We start from the raw sequence: 18,260 nt of genomic DNA on the forward strand, positions 1-18,260 counted from the left end.
CATGGCCATAGCCCAGCATGAGGCGGCGCGCGGCCCGTCCGCACCTTGTTTTCAGCGCCGCTTCAGCACTCCGTCAGCGCCGCTTCAGAGACGTCCAGTGCCGCTTCAGCGCTGTGGGTGGCCGCCCGGGGTGACGAGCCTGCTCTCGTACGCGACGACGATGGCCTGCGCACGATCGCGGAGGTCGAGCTTGGACAGGATGCGGGTGACGTGCGTCTTCACCGTCGTCTCGCTCAGGTGCAGGGTCTCGGCCAGCTCGGCGTTGCTCAGCCCCCGGGCGAGCAGCTGGAGGACTTCGAGCTCGCGCGGCGTGAGCGCGGACAGGTCGCGGTGCAGGATCGCGGCCTGCTCGTCGCGGGGCGCGAAGCGTTCGACGAGGCGGCGGGTGATGGACGGGGCGAGCAGCGCGTCGCCGGAACGCACGAGGCGGACGGCGGCGACCAGATGCTCGGGCGAGACGTCCTTGAGCAGGAACCCGCTGGCCCCGGCCGCCAGCGCCGCGTACACGTACCGGTCGAGGTCGTAGGTGGTGAGGATGATGATGCGCGGAGCGGCGCCGGAGTCGTCCGGCTTGACCGACGACAGGATGCGGCGGGTGGCCTCCAGGCCGTCGATCTCGGGCATCCGGATGTCCATCAGCACGACGTCGGGCCGCGTTCGCCGGACCGCGTCGATGGCCTGCGCGCCGTCCGCCACCTCCGCGACCACCTCGATGCCGTCCGCCGCCAGGATCATCGAGAAGCCGGTCCGTACGAGCGCCTGGTCGTCGGCGATCACCACGCGCGGCGGCGTCGCGGGACCGGACCCGCCGGTCACGAGGCCGGGGTCGGCGGTCACACGTCGGCCAGCGGGATCTGCGCGCGCACGCGGTAGCCGCCGAGCGGACGGTCGCCCGCCTCCAGCGTGCCGCCGTAGACGGCGAGCCGCTGCTGCATGCCGATCAGGCCGCGCCCGTTGCCCGAACGGGCCGTCGCCGCCGGGACGCCGCCCGTGTCGGTCACCTCGAGGCGCAGCGCGTGCGGGCCGTGGTCGATGGCGATCTCCACGCGGGCGCCCGAGGCGTGCTTGACGGTGTTGGTCAGCGCCTCCTGCAGCACGCGGTACGCCGCGAGGTCCATGCCCGGCGGCAGCGGAACGGGGGTGCCGGTCACGGTCAGTTCCACGGCCATGCCGGTCTCGCGCACCCGTTCGGCCAGCGCCTCCACCTGCCCGAGGCCGGGCGGCGGGGTGAGGTCCTCGTCCTGGAGCTGCAGCGGGTCGTCGCCGTTCATCGTGAGCAGGCCCATGACGTGCCGCAGCTCGGTCAGCGCGGCGCGTCCACCGGACTCGACGGCCAGCAGTGCCTGCTCGGCCCGGTCCGGCGCGGCCGCCATCACCTTCCGCGCGGCGCCCGTCTGCACGACCATCATGCTCACGTTGTGGGTGACGACGTCGTGCAGTTCCTGCGCGATCCGGGAGCGTTCACGCTCGACCGCGCGCTGCGTGGCGGCCTCCTGCTGCGCCTCCAACCTGCGCAGGCGCTGCCGCCAGTTGTGGAGTGTGTTGGCGCCGAACACGACCAGCATCAGGGCGGGCAGCGTCGCGATCCCCGGCCCGATGGTGGGCACGTTCGCCTTGCCGTCCGCCACCAGCGCGGCGCCGCCCAGCACCAGGCTCGCCAGCGCGGCCACCTGGTGCGGGCTGTAGACGGCGGCGCTGTAGGCGGCGATCACGCAGGCGGTGAAGGTGAACGCGGCGTCGTAGCCGGGGGTGTCGTGGTAGAGGAGCGTCGCGGCGATCACGACCCAGAACACCGCGAGCGGATACCGCCTGCGCGCCACCAGCGGCAGCGCGGTCATGGCCGCCAGGACCACCATCCACCAGTGGAACCCGCCGTAGTACTGCGCGACCGGCTCGAAGCCGTGCGCGTGCGGCGGAACGGGCGGCTCCAGAGGCTGTGGCGGCTGCGGCGGTTCCGGCGGCGTCGGCGGCACGGGCATGCCGGGCGGAAGCGGGCGGTCGCCGATCGGCGGCCGGAACGGGAGGTCGTCGCCGGGCCGGCCCAGGGACCCCTGGATCGCGCCCACCGCCAGCGCGATCGCGAGCACGGCGTCGGCCGTCCATGACCAGCGGGTGAGGCCGGTCGGCGAAACGGCGGTGCCGCGCATGACCCGCCACGGTGCGGTGAATCCGGCGTTCCAGCGCCCCGGCCACGTGCTGCTCACCGGCACAGTGTCGCAAACCGGCAGGTGTCTGACATCCCTCTGGGAGACCAGCGGGCCTACTACCTCCGCGTACATCGCAAGGAGGACCCGCCGCGCCCTCGTCCCGGCGGAGTGCCGGAATTCGTCATCGCGTGCGACGCGTGCGAGGGCCGGCCGTTTCTAGCGTCGTGGCCATCGACATTCACCTCTGTTTCGTCCCCTCCTGGAGGTCCCATGGGCTCGCCGATCATCGAGATGCGCGATGCGAGCAAGAGATACGACGCGGGAACACCGGCGCTGGCCGGCGTCGACCTGAGCGTCGGCCAGGGCGAGGCGCTCGCCGTGCTCGGCCCGTCCGGCAGCGGCAAGTCGACCCTGCTGAACCTCATCGCGGGCCTGGACCGGCCGAGCCAGGGCACCGTCACCGTCGCCGGGCTGCGCATCGACGAGCTGAGCGAGGCCGCCTCCGCCAGGTATCGGCGGGAACGGATCGGCATGGTCTTCCAGTTCTTCAACCTGCTGGACGACCTGACCGTGGACGAGAACGTGATCCTCCCGGCCCGCCTCGCCGGGATGTCGCGCGACAAGGCCCGTGCCCGCGCCGACGAGCTCCTGGACTACCTCGGCTTGGACAAGCGACATGCCCGCGCGTACCCCGGCACGCTGTCGGGCGGCGAACGCCAGCGCGTCGCGATCGCCCGCGCGCTCATCAACCGGCCCGCGCTCCTGCTGGCCGACGAGCCCACCGGCGCCCTCGACACGGCCTCGGCCGCAGGCGTCACCGACCTGCTGACCGGCCTCAACCGCGACGGCCAGACCATCCTCCTGGTCACCCACGACACCGCCCTGGCCGCCGCCTGCGCCGGCAGAACGATCGAGCTGGTCGACGGCCGGATCGCCCGCGACGTCAGGGCGGTGGCCCGATGACCGCGCGGGGTGGTGGAGGGGCGCTTGGGCGGGTCGTGCGCGCCGGGGTCGGGAGGCGGCGCGTTCAGACGGTGGTGATGGCGCTGACGATGATGATGGCCGTCACCGCGTCCGTGCTGGCCGCAGGGCTCGTGGTGGCGTCCCAGGGCCCGTTCGACCATGCGTTCGGCCGCCAGAACGGCGCGCACCTGACCGCGGGCTTCGACGGCGCGAAGGTCACCGACGCTGAGCTGAAGTCCACCTCGAGCCTGCCCGGCGTGACCGCCACGGCCGGTCCCTACCCCGTACTGACCCTGCGTCCGGTCATCGAGGACGACCGCGGCGGTCCCCCGCTCCTGGACGACGGCGGCGGCCCGCCGATGACGATCGTGGGCCGTACGGGACCGGGCGGGGCCGTCGACCGCGTCGACCTCACCGACGGGCACTGGGCCACCGGCAAGGGCCAGGTCGTGCTCAACGCGGGAGACATGCGCATCCCGCCGGGCTCGAAGCTGACGTTCCCCGACCTGCCCGGCCGCCCGACCCTCGCCGTGGTGGGGACGGCCAAGTCGGTCAGCGAGAGCGCGGACGCCTGGGTGTCGCCCGAGCAGCTCGAGGCGCTGGCCAAGCCGGGCACGGCGCCCGGCCGCCAGATGCTCTACCGGTTCCGCGCGGCCTCCACCGAAGCCCAGCTGAACGCCGCCCGCGCGTCCGTGGCCGCCGCCGTGCCGCCGGGCGCGCTGACCGACGCCGCGTCGTACCTGAAGGTCAAGGTGGCCGCCCAGCGGACGTCGGGCACGTTCGTCCCGTTCGTGGTCGCCTTCGGGCTGCTCGGCATGGTCATGTCCGTGCTGATCATCGGCGTGGTGGTGAGCGGGGCGGTCGGTGCCGCGACGCGGCGGATCGGCATCCTGAAGGCGCTCGGCTTCACCCCGTCGCAGGTCGTGCGCGCGTACGTCGGCCAGGCGCTGCTGCCCGCCTTGGTCGGCACGCTGCTTGGGGTCGTGCTGGCCAATCTGCTGGCGATCCCGGTGATGCACGAGGCGGAGGACGCCTACGGCACCGGCTCCATGAGCATCGCGCCCTGGATCAGCATCGCCGTGCCTCTTGCCGCTCTGGTCGCCGTCGCCGCCACCGCGTTCGTCCCCGCCCTGCGCGCCGGGCGCCTGCGCACCGCTCAGGCGATCGCCGTCGGCCGTACGACCCGTACCGGCCGGGGACGGTCCGTTCGCCATCTGCTGGGCCGCCTGCCCGGGCCGCGCCCGCTCAGCCTGGGCCTGGCCGACCCGTTCGCCCGGCCCGCGCGTTCGGCCACGATGGCGGTCGCCGTCATCCTCGGCACGGTCGGCGTGACGTTCTGCGCGGGCCTCGCTCTGTCGCTGAACGGCATCCAGAACGGCATGGACCGGCGTTCGCCAGGTGCGGTCATCGTCCATTCGATCCCGCCGCCGGGCGCGGCCGACCCGAAGCCCGCGGACCCTGCGGCGGTCGCCGCCAAGATCTCGGCGCTGCCCGGGACGCGGAGGTTCTTCAGCGTCGGCCAGCTTGAGCTCGGCGCGGCAGGGCTGGCACGGCGCGTCCACGTGAACGCCTACTCGGGCGCCCCGTCGTGGGGCTCGTACCAGATGATTTCCGGCCGGTGGTTCCGCGGTCCTGGCGAGGCGGTCGTGCCGACCGGTTTTCTCAACAACACGGGCACCCACGTAGGCGACACCATCACGCTCACCAACGAGGGCCGTCGTGTCCCCGTACGTGTGGTCGGAGAGGCGTTCGACCTCAGCGGCGAGGGCATGACGGTCCTCACCCCCGCCTCGTCCCTCAACGGGCTGAACGCCAAGGTTCTCCCGGGTTCGGAGGAGTTCAACATCGACCTCAAGCCCGGTTACAAGACCGCCGCTTACGTGGACTCTCTCAACCAGGCGCTGCAGCCCCTGGGCATCAACGCGCAAGCCAACTCCGGCGAAATCAGCAGCACTCTCATCGCGATGGACTCGCTGGCCGGGATCCTCACGGTGATGCTGGTCTCCGTGGCGGGGATGGGCGTCCTGAACACGGTCGTCCTGGACACCCGCGAACGCGTGCACGACCTAGGCGTCTTCAAAGCTTTGGGCATGTCCCCCAGGCAGACCATCCTCATGGTCATCACCTCGGTCACCGGCATCGGCCTAGTCGCCGGAGCCATCGGGGTCCCAATTGGCATGGCGCTCCACGGCGAGGTCCTGCCCGCGATGGGCGACGCCGCCGACATCACGATTCCCCCTGCCGACCTGGCCGTCTACGACCCGCCCGTACTCATCCCCCTGCTGCTGGGCGGTCTGGTCATAGCCACCGCGGGCGCCCTCCTGCCCGCGACCTGGACAGCCCGCATCCGCACCGCCACCGCCCTTCGCACCGAATAACCCTTAGGGAGGACAGTCGCCGGCCGGCGACTGTTAGTTGGTTCCTCGCCTGCCTGATCGTTAGTCGGCCAGGCGGGCGGGGAAGCCGCCCGTGGCGATGGGGCCCCAGCGGTCGATGGTGATGCGGATGAGCGACTTGCCCTGGCGCTTCATGGCGTCGCGGTACTCGTCCCAGTCGGGGTGCTCACCGGAGATGCAGCGGAAGTACTCGACCAGGCCGTCCAGGGCGTCGGGCATGTCGAGGACCTCGGCGGTGCCGTCGACCTGGACGTACGGCCCGTTCCAGTCGTCGGACAGCACGCACATGGACACGCGGTCGTCGCGGCGTGCGTTGCGGGCCTTGGCACGTTCCGGATAGGTCGAGACGACGATGCGGCCGTCGGAGTCCACGCCGCAGGTGACCGGCGACAGCTGCGGCCGCCCGTCGGTCCGTACCGTCGACAGCAGCCCGTGGTGCCGGGGCCGCAGGAAATCCAGCAGCTCCGGAAGCTCGGGCTTGTGCGCGGTCGCGATGGTCGGCATGGGCGATCCCTTCGTGTCGTTGTTCCTGCTCTCCACGTTCCTGCCCACCACGATCACAGATGTCCGAGGTCCCAGGGAGGGCGGGTCACACCCTGGCTCCCGTCGTTGACGTCTGTACCTACTAGTATGTACATTGCGATCACTCCCCTGAACCCCCACGTCATGGAGGTTTCGCGTGACCGCTCCCGCCCTTGCGAAGACCCCTCCGGCCACTGCCGGAGGCCGCCGGACCGCTGCCTGGGCGCTCGCCGCCGTCTGTCTCGGCCACTTCATGGTCCTGCTGGACGGGAGCGCGCTGAACGTCGCGCTCCCCGCCATCGGACGCGACATGCACGGCTCGATCACCGCGCTGCAATGGGTGGTGAACGTCTACACGATCCCGCTGGCCAGCGTTCTGCTGACCGCCGGCGCGCTCGCCGACAGATGGGGCGCGCGGCGGCTGTTCATGATGGCGCTGGGCGCGTTCACCGCCACGTCCCTGCTGTGCGCGGCCGGCCCGACCCTCGGCACGCTGATCGGCGCACGCTTCCTGCAGGGATTGGCGGCCGGCGGCCTGCTGCCCACCACTCTCACGATCATCGCCCGTTCCTACGAGGATCCGATGGAACGCGCCAAGGCCATCACCGCCTGGGGCGCCACCGGCGGCCTCGCCCTCGTCGCCGGACCGCTGGGCGGGGGCCTGCTGACCGACCTGTGGGGCTGGCGGTCCATCTTCGTGATCAACGTTCCGGTCGGCCTCGCCACCCTCTATCTGGCGCGCCGCCACGTTCGGGAGACGCCGCGCCGTGCGGCCCGTGCCGACCTGCCCGGGCAGGTCGCGGGGGTCGTCGCGCTCTCGGCCGTCACCGCGTGGCTGATCGAGGGCGGTCCGCTCGGCTGGACGTCGACGCTCGCCATCACACTGCCGGTCGTGACGCTGCTCGCGGCCGCCGTGTTCGTGCTGATCGAACGGCGCAGCGCGCATCCGATGCTGCCGCTCGGGGTCTTCCGCAGCGCCGCGTTCTCGGCGTCCGTCACGGCCGGGTTCGCCTTCCAGTTCGCGGGCTACGGCATGCAGTTCATGCTCGCCATCTACCTGCAGCAGCGGTGGGGCCTGGACGCGCTGGAGACCGGGGCGCTGTTCGTCCCGTTCTCCCTCGCCTGGATCTTCGGCACCCTCGTCATCAACCGCCGCCTCGTCGGGCGCGGCCCGCGCGTCCTGCTCTCGTCCGGCGCGCTGACCGCCACCGTGGGCGCCCTGCTGCTCCTTGGGGTCGATGGCCGCGCGACCACCCCGCTTCTCCTGCTGGCGACCGGCCTCACCGGGCTCGGCTGCGGTGTCCTCTCCCCCAGCCTGAACGCGGCCGCCATGCAGTCCATCGACCCCGCGTACGCGGGAATCGGCTCCGGCGTCCTCAACACCGCCCGCCAGGCCGGAATGGCCATGGGCGTCGCCCTCCTCGGCACGTTCATCGTCATGAACGACGGCCTCCGCATCGGCGCCGCCCTGGTCACCGCCTGCTTCGCCGCCATCGCCGTGCTCGCCCTGCGTAGCCTCCGATGAGTTTCGATCGAACGGCAGGTCTCATCCCCCAACGAGCACCACCACTGAGGCGCGCCAGGCGCTTCGACCACCTCGGGTACCTCGACCACCTCGGGCTCTAAGGAGCAGGGCAATGACCAAGGTCATCATGGGCGCGTCCATGTCGCTGGACGGCTACATCGCCGGTCCGAACGAGTCGGGCTTCGATCACCTCTTCGCCTGGCACAACAACGGCGAGGTGGAGATCCCTGCGGCGCACGAGCAATGGACGTTCCGCCCCGGCAGGGCGAGCGAGCCCGTCGTACGCGAGTATCTGCAGGTCGGCGCGATCGTGTGCGGCCGCCGCCTGTTCGATCTCACGCAGGGCTGGGGCGGTCACCACCCTCTCGGCGCCCCGGTCTTCGTGGTCACGCACAACGTTCCGACGGACTGGCCGCACCCCGACGCCCCGTTCACGTTCGTCACCGACGGGGTGGAGAGCGCCGTCCGCCAAGCCCAGAAGGCCGCCGGCGACAGCTACGTGTCGATCGCGGCGGGCAACGTCGGCCGGCAGGCGCTCGAGGCCGGGCTGGTCGACGAGGTCCGCGTCGAACTGGTCCCCGTCTTCCTCGGCGGCGGCACCCGCTTCGCCGACGACATCGCCGGCGCCCCTGTCGCCCTGGGCAACCCACGCGTGATCGAAGGCGACCGGGTCACCCACCTGCAGTACCCCGTGATCCCTCAGTCCTGAAGCTCCCCGAGGCTTGCCTGCCTGATGGTCCCCGGGAAGCCCGGGGACCATCAGGGAGCAGGTCAGCTGAAAGCAGGTCAGCTGAAGGGCCGTGGCTGCGGGTCGTTCTTGATCGGCAGGAGCATCAGGCCCACCGAGTTGGAACTGCGCATCCAGGCACCCGTGACCCGCCGCTCACCTGCGGGCCGCCAGTTCGGGGGCGCATCCCATGCCTGGCCCGAGCCGTCCGGCTTGAACGTGCCGAACATGAAGGCCACCGAGAACCCGCGGCGGCGCAGATCCTTGAGCGCCTGCGCCGCCGTACGGCCTGTCAGGTGCAGGCTCTTCGGGCGGTCCCCCGTAGTCCCCATGACGTTCCAGTAGAGCTCGCCGGGACGAGCCTTGCGGCCGATGATGATGTCGGCTCCCTCCCGGAGGAACATCTCACCGCCAAGCCGTACCTTGAGCGGGCAGGCCCCTTCCTCACCGGGCGGGCATTTCATGATCGAGGTGGACGTGCCGGAGAGTCCTCCCGGGGGCATGCCGCCCTTCGGCTCGTGCAGCGTGTTCTCCTGGAGGACGGTCCGTTCGGCCCCCGGCGGTGCCGGAACGATGCGCAACCGCGCGTCCAGGCCGACCTTGGCGAACGCCTCGGCGAACTTCCGCTGGTCGGCGTAGGCGTCCTTGACCTCCACCTCATACGTGCGCCCCGTGGCATGAACGGACACCGCAGCATTCGCATAACTGCGCAGCGGCCCCGAATCAGAACCCCCCATCCCAACGACCACCGCCGCCGCGGCCCCCGCAACCGCAACGGCCCCCACCAACACCCGAGGCGCGCGCCTGCGCCCACCCAGCAATCCGCCACCGGCGGTGGTCGGTGTGGGCGCGGGAGTCGGTGCGGGGGCGGCGGTGATGGCGGTGAGCAGGGCCTTGCCGCCTGAGCCGAGGGGCTCGCTGGTGATGTCGTCGTCGCGTACGGAGGCCAGGTCGGCGACCAGGCCGTCGATTCGGGAGGTCATGTCAGCTCCCCTTGGAGGGCGGAACGGGTCTGGGCTGCCGAACGGTCGACGCCCGCGGAGCGGAGGGCGCGCGCGAAGCGTTTGCGGGCGCGGTGGAGGCGGATGCTGACCGCGTTCGCCGAGCATCCGAGCACGACGGCGATCTCCGGGTTGGTCAGGCCCTCCCAGGCCACGAACGCGAGCAGCTCACGGTCGCTTTCGGACAGGCCCTGGAAGACCTCGGCGACGCGCGACTCGTTCGGCGGCGAGGTCCGGGCGGGCAGCTCCGCGCGGAGGGCCGCCGTCTTGATCATGTGACGTCGTTCGCCGCGGCGGTGGTTGGCCAGCACGCGGCGCGCCACCCCGTACAGCCAGAGGCGGGCCTCCGCGCCCGCGGGCATCTCGTCGGCGCGGCGCCAGGCGACCGTGAACGTCTCGGCGACGACGTCGGCGGCGTCCTCGGGCGAGCCGCAGCGGCGCAGGGCATAGCCGAGCAGGGGTTTGTAGGTGGCGGCGTACACCGCCGTGAACTCTTCTTCATCCATCCGGGGTCCTCGGCATGTGGCCTCCTGGGTCGTTGGTCACCTGCACATGTCCAGGACGTCCTCGGATCTTTCGCGGCTCCTCAGCGGATGCAGAACTCGTTCCCCTCGGGGTCCATCATCGTGATCGCGTAGAAGCCGTTCCCTCCGTACGTCTCGTCCATCACGCGGACGACCGACGCGCCGAGGGCGGTCAGCCGGACGGCCTCCGCGTCCAGTTGCTCCTTGCGGCCCGGGAGTGGTGTGGAGCGGCCCCCGGTCACGTCCAGGTCGAGGTGGAGGCGGTTCTTGACCACCTTGCCCTCGGGGACCTTCTGGAACCGCAGCCGCGGACCGCCGCCGCCCGGATCCACGATCCGGTCATTGCCGATGCTCTCATCCACCTCCTCTTCGGGCAGGCCGAGGATGCGCCAGTAATCGGTCCAGCTCGCGTACCCGCCCGGCGGCCGCTCCAGCTCGTACTGGAGTGCCTCCATCCAGAACAGCGCCAGCCGATCGGGGTCCGCGCAGTCGATGGACACCTGGAATCTCCTCGCCATGAACCGATGATGCCCTTTACCTCTGACACGCGTGGTGACCACAGAAAATGGGGCAGTCCGGGTGAGCTGGGCGGGGTACGGTCCTGGCATGTCGCGATCAAGCAAGCGTGAACCGGTCACCGCTGACGATGTCGACTTGGCCGTACGGCTGGCGGTGGCGGCGCTGCGCAGTGCGCCTGTAGACAGGTGGTACGGCAACGCTGGAACGCTTGTGTGGACGTGCTGGGAAACGGTCGAGCACCTCAGCGACGACCTCTTCGCGTACGCGGCGCAGCTCGGGCCCTCACCGGCGCCGCTTGACCGGGAGGTGCCGTTCATCTGGGAGAGCCGTCGGCCGGGTGGCCCCGCGAACGCCATCCATGCGGATCCGCACGCAGGCATAGCAGGGTTGCTGCAGGTGCTGGAATCGTGCGGCGCCCTCCTCACGGCGATGGTGCGCACTACCTCCCCTGACGTTCGCTCCCACCACGTCTTCGGACTCTCGGACGCTGAGGGCTTCGGGGCGATGGGAGTGGTGGAGACCCTCGTTCACACCCATGACCTGGCCGGTGGGCTCGGATTCGTATGGGAGCCGCCCGCGGACCTGTGCGCGCGGGTGCTGGGGCGGCTGTTCCCGAACGCTCCGGAGGACACAGAGCCCTGGGCGACCATGCTCTGGGCCACGGGGCGAGGAGACTTGCCCGGCCACACCCGCCTCACCACCTGGCAATGGGACGGCACCGTCCGCGACTAGTGCGCGTCGCGCCGTCGGAGTGGGTCGTACGGCCGGAATGGGGCGCCGACCTCCTGTGTTGTCAGCCGTGCTGGAATTGAGCGGAGACAAGAGGTGGTCACGATGGCAGGCGCATTCAAGATCAGGTACGCAGGCGGGCCCACGGCGGTCATCGAGATCGGCGGGCTGCGGCTGGTGGTCGACCCGACGTTCGACCAGCCCAAGGCGTATCAGGTCGGCAGCGGCCTGACCAAGATCACCGGACCCGCCTTCGGCGCCGCCGACATCGGCCCCGTGGACGCGGTGCTGCTCTCTCACGACCAGCACCCGGACAACATGGACGACCTCGGGAGCGAGTACGTGAAGGCCGCTCCCCTGGTGCTCTCAACGGCCTCCGCGCGGGAACGGATCGGCGACCCCGTTCGCGCCCTGCCCAACTGGGAGACGGTCGAGCTGCCCGGCGCGGGCGGCCTGCGGGTCACCGGCGTTCCGGCGCAGCACGGGCCGGACGGGACCGAACACCTGACGGGCGAGGTCACCGGTTTCGTTCTGTCCGGCGAGGGGCTGCCGACGGTTTACGTGAGCGGCGACAACGCCTCCCTGGACGTCGTACGAGCCATCGCCGAACGGTTCGACGACGTGGACATCGCCGTGCTCTTCGCGGGCGGCGCGCAGACCAAGCTCCTCGGCGACGCTCTGCTCACGCTGTCCAGTGAGGCTGCGGCAGAGGCCGCCGCTCTTCTCGGCGCGCGCCATGTCGTACCGCTGCATTTCGAGCACTGGGCTCACTTCAGCCAGGGCCCCGACACGCTGGTGGCCGCGTTCGACAAGGCCGGGCTGGCCGACCGACTGCACCTACCGCAGCCGGGTGACGTCATCGAGCTGTGAGTGCCCTTTGAATGTCTCTGGATGCGCCGATGATTTCCGGGGGACCCGGCAGTCTTCATACCTATGAGCGAACCATTGATCGTCGAGCGCCCCGAGCAGCCGTACGTCGCGGTCCGGCGGCGGGTCACCCTGCAGCGGTTCCACGAGATCGCCGACCGGATGCCGGGGCTGTTCGGGTGGCTGGGGCAGCGCGGCGTGGCGCCCGCAGGTGCCCCGTTCTTCCGGTACGTCACCGTGGGCGATGACGGCCAGATGGAGGTGGAGGCGGGCGTCCCGGTAGCGACCGCTGTCGCGGTCGAGGGCGACATCGTCGCGGGCACCCTGCCCGCCGGCCGCTACGCGTCCGTCACCCACGTGGGCCACCCGGACAAGTTGTTCGACGTCACCAAGCAGCTCCTCAATTGGGCCGCCGGCCAGGGCCACACCTGGGACATGAGCGAATCCGACGACGGCGAACACTGGGCCGCCCGCCTGGAGATCCTCAAGACCAACCCGGCCGAACAGCCCGACCCCGAAACCTGGGAAACCGAGGTCGCCTTCAAACTCGCCGCCCCCTAACCGCAACCCGCGCCCCGGGCCGCCCCAACCCCCACCGCACTCATGCACCAGCCCCAGCAGCGCACCAGCCCCAGCAGCGCGGCAGCGCAGGCAGCGCGGCAGTACGGGCAGCGCGGCAGCGCAGGCAGCGCGGCAGCGCAGGCAGCGCGGCAGCGCAGGCAGTACGGGCAGCGCGGCAGCGCAGGCAGTGCGGGCAGCGCGGGCGAGCTGCCGCTGAGGCGGACCTGTCGCGGGGACTGCGGCCGACTCGTCAGGTGACCACCAACTGCCCTGATTGCCGTTCTGGAGCCGAAGCGCCGGGGCCCGCGCCAGGTGGCGCGGGCCTTTGGCTTGCCATGCGGCGCGTACGCCACGTACGGCCGGAAAACTAGGCGGGGCCAGCCAGCCGGCCGGGCGGTCACTCGGAGGGCTTGACCGGCAGGAGGTCGCGTTCGCCGAAGACCTTCTTGGCCACGAGGGTGGCGTTGATGGAGCGGGGCATGCCGGCGTAGACCGCCGTGTGAAGCAGAGCCTCTGAGATCTCGGCGGGCGTGAGGCCCACGTTCAGGGCTGCGTTGATGTGCACGTCGAGCTCGATCTCGCAGCCGCCCAGCGCCGTCAGTACGCCAAGGGTGACCAGCTGCCGGTCGCGGGGCGACAGGTCCGGACGGGCGTACATGTCGCCGAAGGCCCAGGCGACCACCTGGTGGCCGAGCTCGGGCGACACGTCGGCAAGGGAGTCCACGACCCTCTGCCCGGCCTCGCCGTCAACGTCCGACAGGACCTTCATGCCGTGCTCGTAGCGCTCTTCGCGGCTCATTTTCGCTATCTCCTCGTTCAGATTCGTTCGGGGTGTCAGGCGGAGGCCAGGACCGGCCGGCGGCCCAGGTGGATGCCGGCCAGACCGAGCGAGTCCTCAAAGATCTGGTAGGCGCGGATCCGGCCGTCGCCGGCGGCTTCGAAGAACGCCTTGACGGTCTGGACGGGGCTCCGTTCGGTCATGACTCCACTGTGGCCCACACTCCACCAAGATCTGTCCATGAGGCATGCATAGCTATACTTTCTATGCCTTGGAGGTATAGATGGAGCTTCGTCTGCTCGGCTACGTCGTCGCGATCGCCCAGGAGGGAACGATCAGCGGCGCGGCCCGGCGGCTGCACCTGACACAGCCGACCTTGAGCCGCCAGCTCCGTGATCTGGAGCGGCGCCTCGGCGTGGAACTGTTCACCCGCAAGGGCCGCGGCCTGGTCCCCACCGTGGCCGGGCAGGCGCTCGTACGGCGCGCGACCACAGTGCTCGCGGAGGCGGAGGCCGCCCTGGACGACGTACGGCTCGCCGCCCAGGGCATGACCGGCCGCCTCACCGTCACGTTCGCCGGCTCGGGCATCAACGGCCCGCTCTGCGACACCCTGGGCCGGGTCCGCACGGAACTCCCCCTCGTAGACCTGCGCCTGGAAGAGAGCTTCAACGACGCGGAGATGTCGCAGGGCGTCCTGGACGGCCGCTATGACCTGGCCGTTCAGCGGCTCCCCATGCAGGACGCCCGCCTGACCGCCAAAGTGTGGTGGCGCGAGCCGCTGACCCTCTTCCTGCCCGGCGGTCACCCGCTCGCCCGCACCACCGAACCGGTCCCGGTCTCAGCCCTGGGCCAGATCCCCCTGGTCCTGTGGCCGCGCGACGTCTCGACCAGGTCGTACGACGAGATCATCGCCCTGTGCCACCAGGCCGGGATCGCCCCGCGCGTCGGCGCGGAGGGCCGCAGCGCCCAAACCCTCCTCGCCCTGGTGGCCGCCGGCTTCGGCGCCGCCGTGATCTCCGACTCGCACCGCGCCCTCCGCCGCGTCGGCGTGGTCCCCCGCCCCATCATCGACACCTCGACCACCCAGCACCTCGTCTGGCGTACCGACGACCCCAACCCTCTGGTCGCCCGCTTCCGCACCCTCGCCGACCTCACCTAGCCACCCCGCCCCCGCACCACTGCGGACACAGCAACGCCCCCGCACCACTGCGGACACAGCAAAGTGCGCCGCACCACGCGTTGTGGTGCGGCGCACTGTGAGCCCTCGCGCCGTCGGCCCCGACGAGGTCAGCCCGCAAGGGAACGGCCGTGCTGGATGAGCGCCCAGATGAAGCAGCCGAACGCACCGGTCGAGGCGATCGTGCGGACGATGTTCCAGGTCACCCACTTGGCCTCGAACTGCGCACGCACAGCGGCCAGATCAGAGATCTTGCTGACGTCGCCCGCGGCGACGAGTTGATTGTTGAGCGGCACGTTCACGGCCGACGTGATGATGAACATCACCAGGTAGAGCACCAGGCCAGCGATGATCCACGGCAGAGCGGGCCGCCCGTCACCGCGGAAGTGCAGCACCGCCGCCAGCCCGGCGAACGCGATCGCGCCCATGAAGCAGAGCATGAACCAGCCATTGATGATGGCCACGTTGATCCCCTGCATGGACTGGATGAACGACCGGTCGTCGGCCCGCGAGAGGCCTGGCATCACGGCGTAGGAGAACGCGGCGAACAGCCCGGCCATGAGACCGGTGGTAAGCGTCGCGGCGATAAGAGATGCGGTCTGGAACCAAGACATGTGGGACTTCCTTCTGGTCGGCTTGATGGGCGAGGCAGGAACATCAGCGGCACAGGCCGCCCGCACTACGTCAGACCGTTGAGCGGCCCGCATCGCCCCCGTCGCGGACACCGCGCCAGGCACGCGAAGGCGGTCGGGCATCCGAGCGATCTGTGGCGTGGCAGGCACGTCTCCTACGCCCGGCACAGCAGGCGCGCTGCCCGTGTGAGACGGGACAGGTGCGCTCGCGGCGTGAAGCGTGGCGGGGTTGTGGGCGACGTACGAGGGCCGGGCCGCCGCGTGCGGCGCGTTGCCGGTGTTCTGCCTGTATGCGGCGGGGTTCTCGTACGTCTGCGTCATGTCCTCTATGCAACCGTCGGGGGCTGTCGCACGACATGGCTCAGAGACGTGGCCGCATATGCGAGCGTCCACGGAACGCTGTTGAGTATGTCAATATTAAGAGGAATTCGATTGAGAGGAGTCGGCCGTGAGCGACGCGGTGGACGCGGTGATCGCCCAGTGGGGGCGCGAACGGCCCGACCTCGATGTGTGGCCGATGGCGATCATCGGGCGCCTCTCCCGGCTGTCCCGCATGCTCGACCGCGGCCTGCGGGAGTTCTTCGCCGAGCACGGCCTGGAGCGCTTCGAGTTCGACGTGCTGGCCACGCTCCGTCGCTCTGGCGAGCCGTACGAGCTGACCGCCGGAGCGCTGCTCAAGGCGTCCATGGTGACCTCGGGCGCGATCACCAACCGGATCGACCGCATGGAGGCCAAGGGCCTGGTCGAACGCATCCGTGACACCGGCGACCGCCGTTCGGTGCGGATCCGGCTCACCCCGGCCGGGCTTGAGCTGATCGACAAGCTGGTCGGGCTGCACGTGGCGAACGAGGCGCGCATGCTGGCCGGCCTGGACCCCGCCGACAGGGATCAATTGGAAGGCCTCCTGCGCAACCTCCTCGAGTCCATGGGCGACACCTCACTCGACTGAGGAAGCCACCCAACTACTCGTCGCGCCGGGTCCGATCCCGTCGACCAGGCCGACCTCGCAGGCGACCAACCAGGCCGGCCTCGTAAGCGACGATCGACAGCCCCGATCACGATCACGGCCACGAGCTCGGGCACGGCCACGGACAGGGGCGCGGGCAGGGGCGCGGGCAGGGGCGCGGGCAGGGGCGCGGGCAGGGGCGCGGGCAGGGCCACGGCCACAGGCACGGCCACGGACAGAGCCACGGCCACGGCCACGGCCACGGCCACCGACAACGCAATGACGCCCGAGCACAACCCCCTCCATCGAACGCCGAACGCCGAACGCCGCGAAGCCCTAATGACCTTCGTGCAGTATCAACAGCGTGTAGGCGGCGACCGACGAGTCGTCGGTGATCACGCCGTCGCGCACATAACGCTTGAACTCGGCGCGGCTGATGAAGCCCTGCCGCATGTCCTGTTCCTCGATCTCCCGGTTGGCCTCCCCCGGCTCGAGGTCCGTCGCGAGGAAGATATGAAAGCCCTGCGTGCTGCTGCCATGCGAGCCGTACAGATATCCGAGCCGCGTCAACGTTCCGGCCCGGAATCCCGTCTCCTCGGCCAGCTCGTGCCGCGCCAGCTCCTCGGGATCGCCGTCCATCCCTTTCGGGAACCCGCCCTGCGGGAAGTTCCAGCTCCGCCGGCCGATCGGGTAGCGGAACTCCTCGACCATATGGAATCCATCGTTCTCGGCCGGTATCACCAGCGCGAAGTCGCGCTTCTCGATCACGCCGTAGATGCCGCGCGACCCGTCGAGCCGTTCGACCTCGTCCTCGCGAACCCTCATCCAGCTGTTCTCGTACACCAGCCGGGACGACACCTGCTTGATCGCCTGCTCGTCAGCCATACCCGCGAACCTAGTCGTGGTCGGCCAGCCGTCCGAGCAGCCCCACCGCCTCCGCCAGCCTCTCCCGTTCGGCCTCCGACAGCTCGGCGGTGATCGCCTCGGCCAGCCAGTCGGCCCGCCGCTCGCGCTGCGCCTCGATCACCTCGCGCCCCGCGTCCGTCAGAACGATCAGGCTCTTGCGCCCGTCCTGCGGATGCGGCCGGCGTTCCACGAGCCCCATGTCCTCGAGCTGTCCGACCGTACGGGCCATCGACTGGTGCCGAACGCGCTGCAACTGCGCCAGCTCACTGGTCGACATCGACCCGTCCCGGTCGAGATAGCCGATCACCGCCACCTGAGAGGACGGCAGGTCCTCCCGCCCCCGTGCCCGACGTACGAGCCGTCCCACGACGAGCCTCAGCTCCCGTGCGGTCTCCGCGACATCAACCTGCCCCACACCGCACACTCTACAGCCCGCCTGTATAATTTGTGTAGCAAGGCTGTACAACTATTCAGGAGGACCAATGCGGCTCACCAAGCTCGGGCACGCCTGCGTACGGCTGGAGAAGGACGGAACCACCCTGGTCATCGACCCCGGCGGCCTCACCGAGCCCACCGCGTACGAAGGCGCCGGCGCCATCCTCATCACCCACGAGCACTTCGACCATTTCGACGAGCCCGCCCTCCGCCAGGCGCTGGAGGCCGACCCAGCTCTCGAGGTCTGGACGAACGGCTCGACCGCCGCCAAGCTCACCGGCCTCGGCCCCCGCGTCCACACCGTCGGCCACGGCGACACGTTCACCGTCGGCGGCATCGACGTCGAGGTCCACGGCGAGTGGCACGCGGTCATCCACCCCGACATCCCCCGCATCGGCAACGTCGGCTTCCTCGTGGACGGCGCCCTCTTCCACCCCGGCGACGCCTTCACCGTCCCCAGCCGCCCCGTCGAGAACCTCATGGTCCCCATCAGCGGCCCCTGGCAGAAGGCCGGTGAGGTCATCGACTACATCCGCGAGGTCAAGCCCGCCCACGCCTACTCGGTCCACGACTCCGTCCTCAGCGACGTCGGCAAGATGGTCCTCAACAACCTCCTCAGCGAGAACGGCCCCGGAGTCAACGCCCCGTACAGCCCCCTAACCCCAGGCGAAACCCGCGACCTCTGACCCCCCAACCCGTCCCGGCCGAAGCCCGCCGCGCCTCAATCCCCCAACACGGTCCGGCACATGGTGGCGAGCCGCCACCTCGACGGCCCACCCCCGGAACGGCCGACTCCCGGCCGGCGGGCCTCCGTTCGTCAGCGCGGACGGGTCGCAGACCCACTCGCCAATGCGTTCAAGCTCACGGCCATGAGCCGACTCCCGACGAGCGGCGTCCGGCGCCGC

The 18,260-nt window shown here is 70.5% G+C and carries 21 protein-coding genes; 10 read left to right on the top strand and 11 right to left on the bottom strand.

From position 1 onward, the window contains the following. Window positions 1-105: 105 nt before the first annotated feature. A complete protein-coding gene (locus J4573_RS17555) occupies window positions 106-837 on the bottom strand; it encodes a response regulator (protein WP_307796672.1) in 732 nt (243 codons plus the stop codon). Beyond that, on the bottom strand, window positions 834-2,204 hold the full coding sequence (locus J4573_RS56115; protein ID WP_307796673.1) for a sensor histidine kinase: 1,371 nt from the start codon (window positions 2,202-2,204) through the stop codon (window positions 834-836). The genes J4573_RS17555 and J4573_RS56115 overlap by 4 nt, the downstream gene beginning before the upstream one ends. A gap of 213 nt (window positions 2,205-2,417) precedes the next feature. Between J4573_RS56115 and J4573_RS17565 the strand changes: the two genes are divergently transcribed. After that, window positions 2,418-3,110 carry an ABC transporter ATP-binding protein gene (locus J4573_RS17565; RefSeq protein WP_243773117.1) on the top strand — a complete coding sequence of 231 codons (693 nt, stop codon included), beginning with the start codon at window positions 2,418-2,420 and terminating at the stop codon, window positions 3,108-3,110. Beyond that, window positions 3,107-5,488, top strand: a complete 2,382-nt coding sequence (locus J4573_RS17570; protein WP_208256579.1) for an ABC transporter permease — start codon at window positions 3,107-3,109, stop codon at window positions 5,486-5,488. The genes J4573_RS17565 and J4573_RS17570 overlap by 4 nt, the downstream gene beginning before the upstream one ends. Before the next feature lie 60 nt (window positions 5,489-5,548). Here J4573_RS17570 and J4573_RS17575 read toward each other — a convergent pair whose 3' ends face one another. Then, window positions 5,549-6,010 carry a PPOX class F420-dependent oxidoreductase gene (locus tag J4573_RS17575; RefSeq protein ID WP_208256581.1) on the bottom strand — a complete coding sequence of 154 codons (462 nt, stop codon included), beginning with the start codon at window positions 6,008-6,010 and terminating at the stop codon, window positions 5,549-5,551. Between the two features lie 175 nt (window positions 6,011-6,185). Between J4573_RS17575 and J4573_RS17580 the strand changes: the two genes are divergently transcribed. Next, window positions 6,186-7,553 carry an MFS transporter gene (locus J4573_RS17580; RefSeq protein ID WP_208256583.1) on the top strand — a complete coding sequence of 456 codons (1,368 nt, stop codon included), beginning with the start codon at window positions 6,186-6,188 and terminating at the stop codon, window positions 7,551-7,553. Window positions 7,554-7,665: 112 nt separating this feature from the next. Next, window positions 7,666-8,262: a dihydrofolate reductase family protein gene (locus J4573_RS17585; RefSeq protein ID WP_208256584.1), complete on the top strand. Its 597-nt coding sequence runs from the start codon at window positions 7,666-7,668 to the stop codon at window positions 8,260-8,262. Between the two features lie 77 nt (window positions 8,263-8,339). Here J4573_RS17585 and J4573_RS17590 read toward each other — a convergent pair whose 3' ends face one another. The 3 genes from J4573_RS17590 to J4573_RS17600 all read right to left on the bottom strand — a co-directional run bounded on the left by J4573_RS17590 (window position 8,340) and on the right by J4573_RS17600 (window position 10,323). Further along, a complete protein-coding gene (locus J4573_RS17590; protein ID WP_208256585.1) occupies window positions 8,340-9,263 on the bottom strand; it encodes a hypothetical protein in 924 nt (307 codons plus the stop codon). After that, a complete protein-coding gene (locus tag J4573_RS17595; protein WP_208256586.1) occupies window positions 9,260-9,787 on the bottom strand; it encodes an RNA polymerase sigma factor in 528 nt (175 codons plus the stop codon). Before J4573_RS17595 ends, J4573_RS17590 begins: the two co-directional genes overlap by 4 nt. Before the next feature lie 80 nt (window positions 9,788-9,867). Then, entirely contained in the window at window positions 9,868-10,323 is a 456-nt protein-coding gene (locus tag J4573_RS17600; RefSeq protein WP_243773118.1) for a VOC family protein, read from the bottom strand. Between the two features lie 88 nt (window positions 10,324-10,411). Here J4573_RS17600 and J4573_RS17605 point away from each other — a divergent pair, with 88 nt between their 5' ends. The 3 genes from J4573_RS17605 to J4573_RS17615 all read left to right on the top strand — a co-directional run bounded on the left by J4573_RS17605 (window position 10,412) and on the right by J4573_RS17615 (window position 12,481). Further along, window positions 10,412-11,056 carry a hypothetical protein gene (locus tag J4573_RS17605; RefSeq protein WP_208256587.1) on the top strand — a complete coding sequence of 215 codons (645 nt, stop codon included), beginning with the start codon at window positions 10,412-10,414 and terminating at the stop codon, window positions 11,054-11,056. A 102-nt stretch (window positions 11,057-11,158) separates the two neighbouring features. After that, window positions 11,159-11,923 (top strand): MBL fold metallo-hydrolase, encoded by a 765-nt coding sequence (locus J4573_RS17610; protein ID WP_208256588.1) that lies wholly within the window; start codon window positions 11,159-11,161, stop codon window positions 11,921-11,923. A gap of 63 nt (window positions 11,924-11,986) precedes the next feature. Then, window positions 11,987-12,481, top strand: coding sequence for a GyrI-like domain-containing protein (locus J4573_RS17615; protein WP_208256590.1), 495 nt, complete (start codon window positions 11,987-11,989; stop codon window positions 12,479-12,481). 397 nt (window positions 12,482-12,878) lie between these two features. Here the strand turns inward: J4573_RS17615 and J4573_RS17620 are convergent, their stop codons facing one another. Together J4573_RS17620 and J4573_RS17625 are read right to left on the bottom strand one after the other, a co-directional pair. Continuing rightward, window positions 12,879-13,280, bottom strand: a complete 402-nt coding sequence (locus tag J4573_RS17620) for a carboxymuconolactone decarboxylase family protein (RefSeq protein WP_208256592.1) — start codon at window positions 13,278-13,280, stop codon at window positions 12,879-12,881. Between the two features lie 35 nt (window positions 13,281-13,315). Beyond that, complete coding sequence (locus J4573_RS17625; RefSeq protein ID WP_208256594.1) at window positions 13,316-13,462, bottom strand: hypothetical protein; 147 nt, start codon at window positions 13,460-13,462, stop codon at window positions 13,316-13,318. Between the two features lie 80 nt (window positions 13,463-13,542). Here J4573_RS17625 and J4573_RS17630 point away from each other — a divergent pair, with 80 nt between their 5' ends. After that, window positions 13,543-14,418 carry a LysR family transcriptional regulator gene (locus J4573_RS17630; RefSeq protein WP_208256595.1) on the top strand — a complete coding sequence of 292 codons (876 nt, stop codon included), beginning with the start codon at window positions 13,543-13,545 and terminating at the stop codon, window positions 14,416-14,418. A 128-nt stretch (window positions 14,419-14,546) separates the two neighbouring features. On the opposite strand, the gene J4573_RS17635 is transcribed toward J4573_RS17630, so the two are convergent. Then, the gene (locus J4573_RS17635; protein ID WP_243773119.1) at window positions 14,547-15,191 is read right to left on the bottom strand and encodes an anthrone oxygenase family protein; all 645 of its coding nucleotides are present in this window, start codon (window positions 15,189-15,191) and stop codon (window positions 14,547-14,549) included. A gap of 325 nt (window positions 15,192-15,516) precedes the next feature. Between J4573_RS17635 and J4573_RS17640 the strand changes: the two genes are divergently transcribed. After that, window positions 15,517-16,017 carry a MarR family winged helix-turn-helix transcriptional regulator gene (locus J4573_RS17640; protein ID WP_208256596.1) on the top strand — a complete coding sequence of 167 codons (501 nt, stop codon included), beginning with the start codon at window positions 15,517-15,519 and terminating at the stop codon, window positions 16,015-16,017. A 333-nt stretch (window positions 16,018-16,350) separates the two neighbouring features. Here the strand turns inward: J4573_RS17640 and J4573_RS17645 are convergent, their stop codons facing one another. Beyond that, window positions 16,351-16,899: an NUDIX domain-containing protein gene (locus tag J4573_RS17645; RefSeq protein WP_208256597.1), complete on the bottom strand. Its 549-nt coding sequence runs from the start codon at window positions 16,897-16,899 to the stop codon at window positions 16,351-16,353. Between the two features lie 10 nt (window positions 16,900-16,909). Next, the gene (locus tag J4573_RS55355; RefSeq protein ID WP_208256598.1) at window positions 16,910-17,335 is read right to left on the bottom strand and encodes a MarR family winged helix-turn-helix transcriptional regulator; all 426 of its coding nucleotides are present in this window, start codon (window positions 17,333-17,335) and stop codon (window positions 16,910-16,912) included. Window positions 17,336-17,402: 67 nt separating this feature from the next. Here J4573_RS55355 and J4573_RS17655 point away from each other — a divergent pair, with 67 nt between their 5' ends. Then, window positions 17,403-18,041 (top strand): MBL fold metallo-hydrolase, encoded by a 639-nt coding sequence (locus J4573_RS17655; RefSeq protein ID WP_208256599.1) that lies wholly within the window; start codon window positions 17,403-17,405, stop codon window positions 18,039-18,041. The last annotated feature ends 219 nt before the right edge of the window (window positions 18,042-18,260 follow it).

The organism is Actinomadura barringtoniae, assembly GCF_017573505.1.
Classification (GTDB): Bacteria; Actinomycetota; Actinomycetes; order Streptosporangiales; family Streptosporangiaceae; genus Spirillospora; species Spirillospora barringtoniae.

What these genes read in the sequence shown, in the direction of transcription:
- J4573_RS17605 (WP_208256587.1), top strand. Translation starts at nt 10,412, where the DNA reads ATGTCGCGATCAAGCAAGCGTGAACCGGTCACCGCTGACGATGTCGAC.
- J4573_RS17630 (WP_208256595.1), top strand. Translation starts at nt 13,543, where the DNA reads ATGGAGCTTCGTCTGCTCGGCTACGTCGTCGCGATCGCCCAGGAGGGA.
- J4573_RS17600 (WP_243773118.1), bottom strand. Translation starts at nt 10,323, where the DNA reads ATGGCGAGGAGATTCCAGGTGTCCATCGACTGCGCGGACCCCGATCGG.
- J4573_RS17635 (WP_243773119.1), bottom strand. Translation starts at nt 15,191, where the DNA reads ATGCCCGACCGCCTTCGCGTGCCTGGCGCGGTGTCCGCGACGGGGGCG.
- J4573_RS17645 (WP_208256597.1), bottom strand. Translation starts at nt 16,899, where the DNA reads ATGGCTGACGAGCAGGCGATCAAGCAGGTGTCGTCCCGGCTGGTGTAC.
- J4573_RS17585 (WP_208256584.1), top strand. Translation starts at nt 7,666, where the DNA reads ATGACCAAGGTCATCATGGGCGCGTCCATGTCGCTGGACGGCTACATC.
- J4573_RS17610 (WP_208256588.1), top strand. Translation starts at nt 11,159, where the DNA reads ATGGCAGGCGCATTCAAGATCAGGTACGCAGGCGGGCCCACGGCGGTC.
- J4573_RS17575 (WP_208256581.1), bottom strand. Translation starts at nt 6,010, where the DNA reads ATGCCGACCATCGCGACCGCGCACAAGCCCGAGCTTCCGGAGCTGCTG.
- J4573_RS17570 (WP_208256579.1), top strand. Translation starts at nt 3,107, where the DNA reads ATGACCGCGCGGGGTGGTGGAGGGGCGCTTGGGCGGGTCGTGCGCGCC.
- J4573_RS17655 (WP_208256599.1), top strand. Translation starts at nt 17,403, where the DNA reads ATGCGGCTCACCAAGCTCGGGCACGCCTGCGTACGGCTGGAGAAGGAC.
- J4573_RS17590 (WP_208256585.1), bottom strand. Translation starts at nt 9,263, where the DNA reads ATGACCTCCCGAATCGACGGCCTGGTCGCCGACCTGGCCTCCGTACGC.
- J4573_RS17595 (WP_208256586.1), bottom strand. Translation starts at nt 9,787, where the DNA reads ATGGATGAAGAAGAGTTCACGGCGGTGTACGCCGCCACCTACAAACCC.
- J4573_RS17565 (WP_243773117.1), top strand. Translation starts at nt 2,418, where the DNA reads ATGGGCTCGCCGATCATCGAGATGCGCGATGCGAGCAAGAGATACGAC.
- J4573_RS17625 (WP_208256594.1), bottom strand. Translation starts at nt 13,462, where the DNA reads ATGACCGAACGGAGCCCCGTCCAGACCGTCAAGGCGTTCTTCGAAGCC.
- J4573_RS17615 (WP_208256590.1), top strand. Translation starts at nt 11,987, where the DNA reads ATGAGCGAACCATTGATCGTCGAGCGCCCCGAGCAGCCGTACGTCGCG.
- J4573_RS17620 (WP_208256592.1), bottom strand. Translation starts at nt 13,280, where the DNA reads ATGAGCCGCGAAGAGCGCTACGAGCACGGCATGAAGGTCCTGTCGGAC.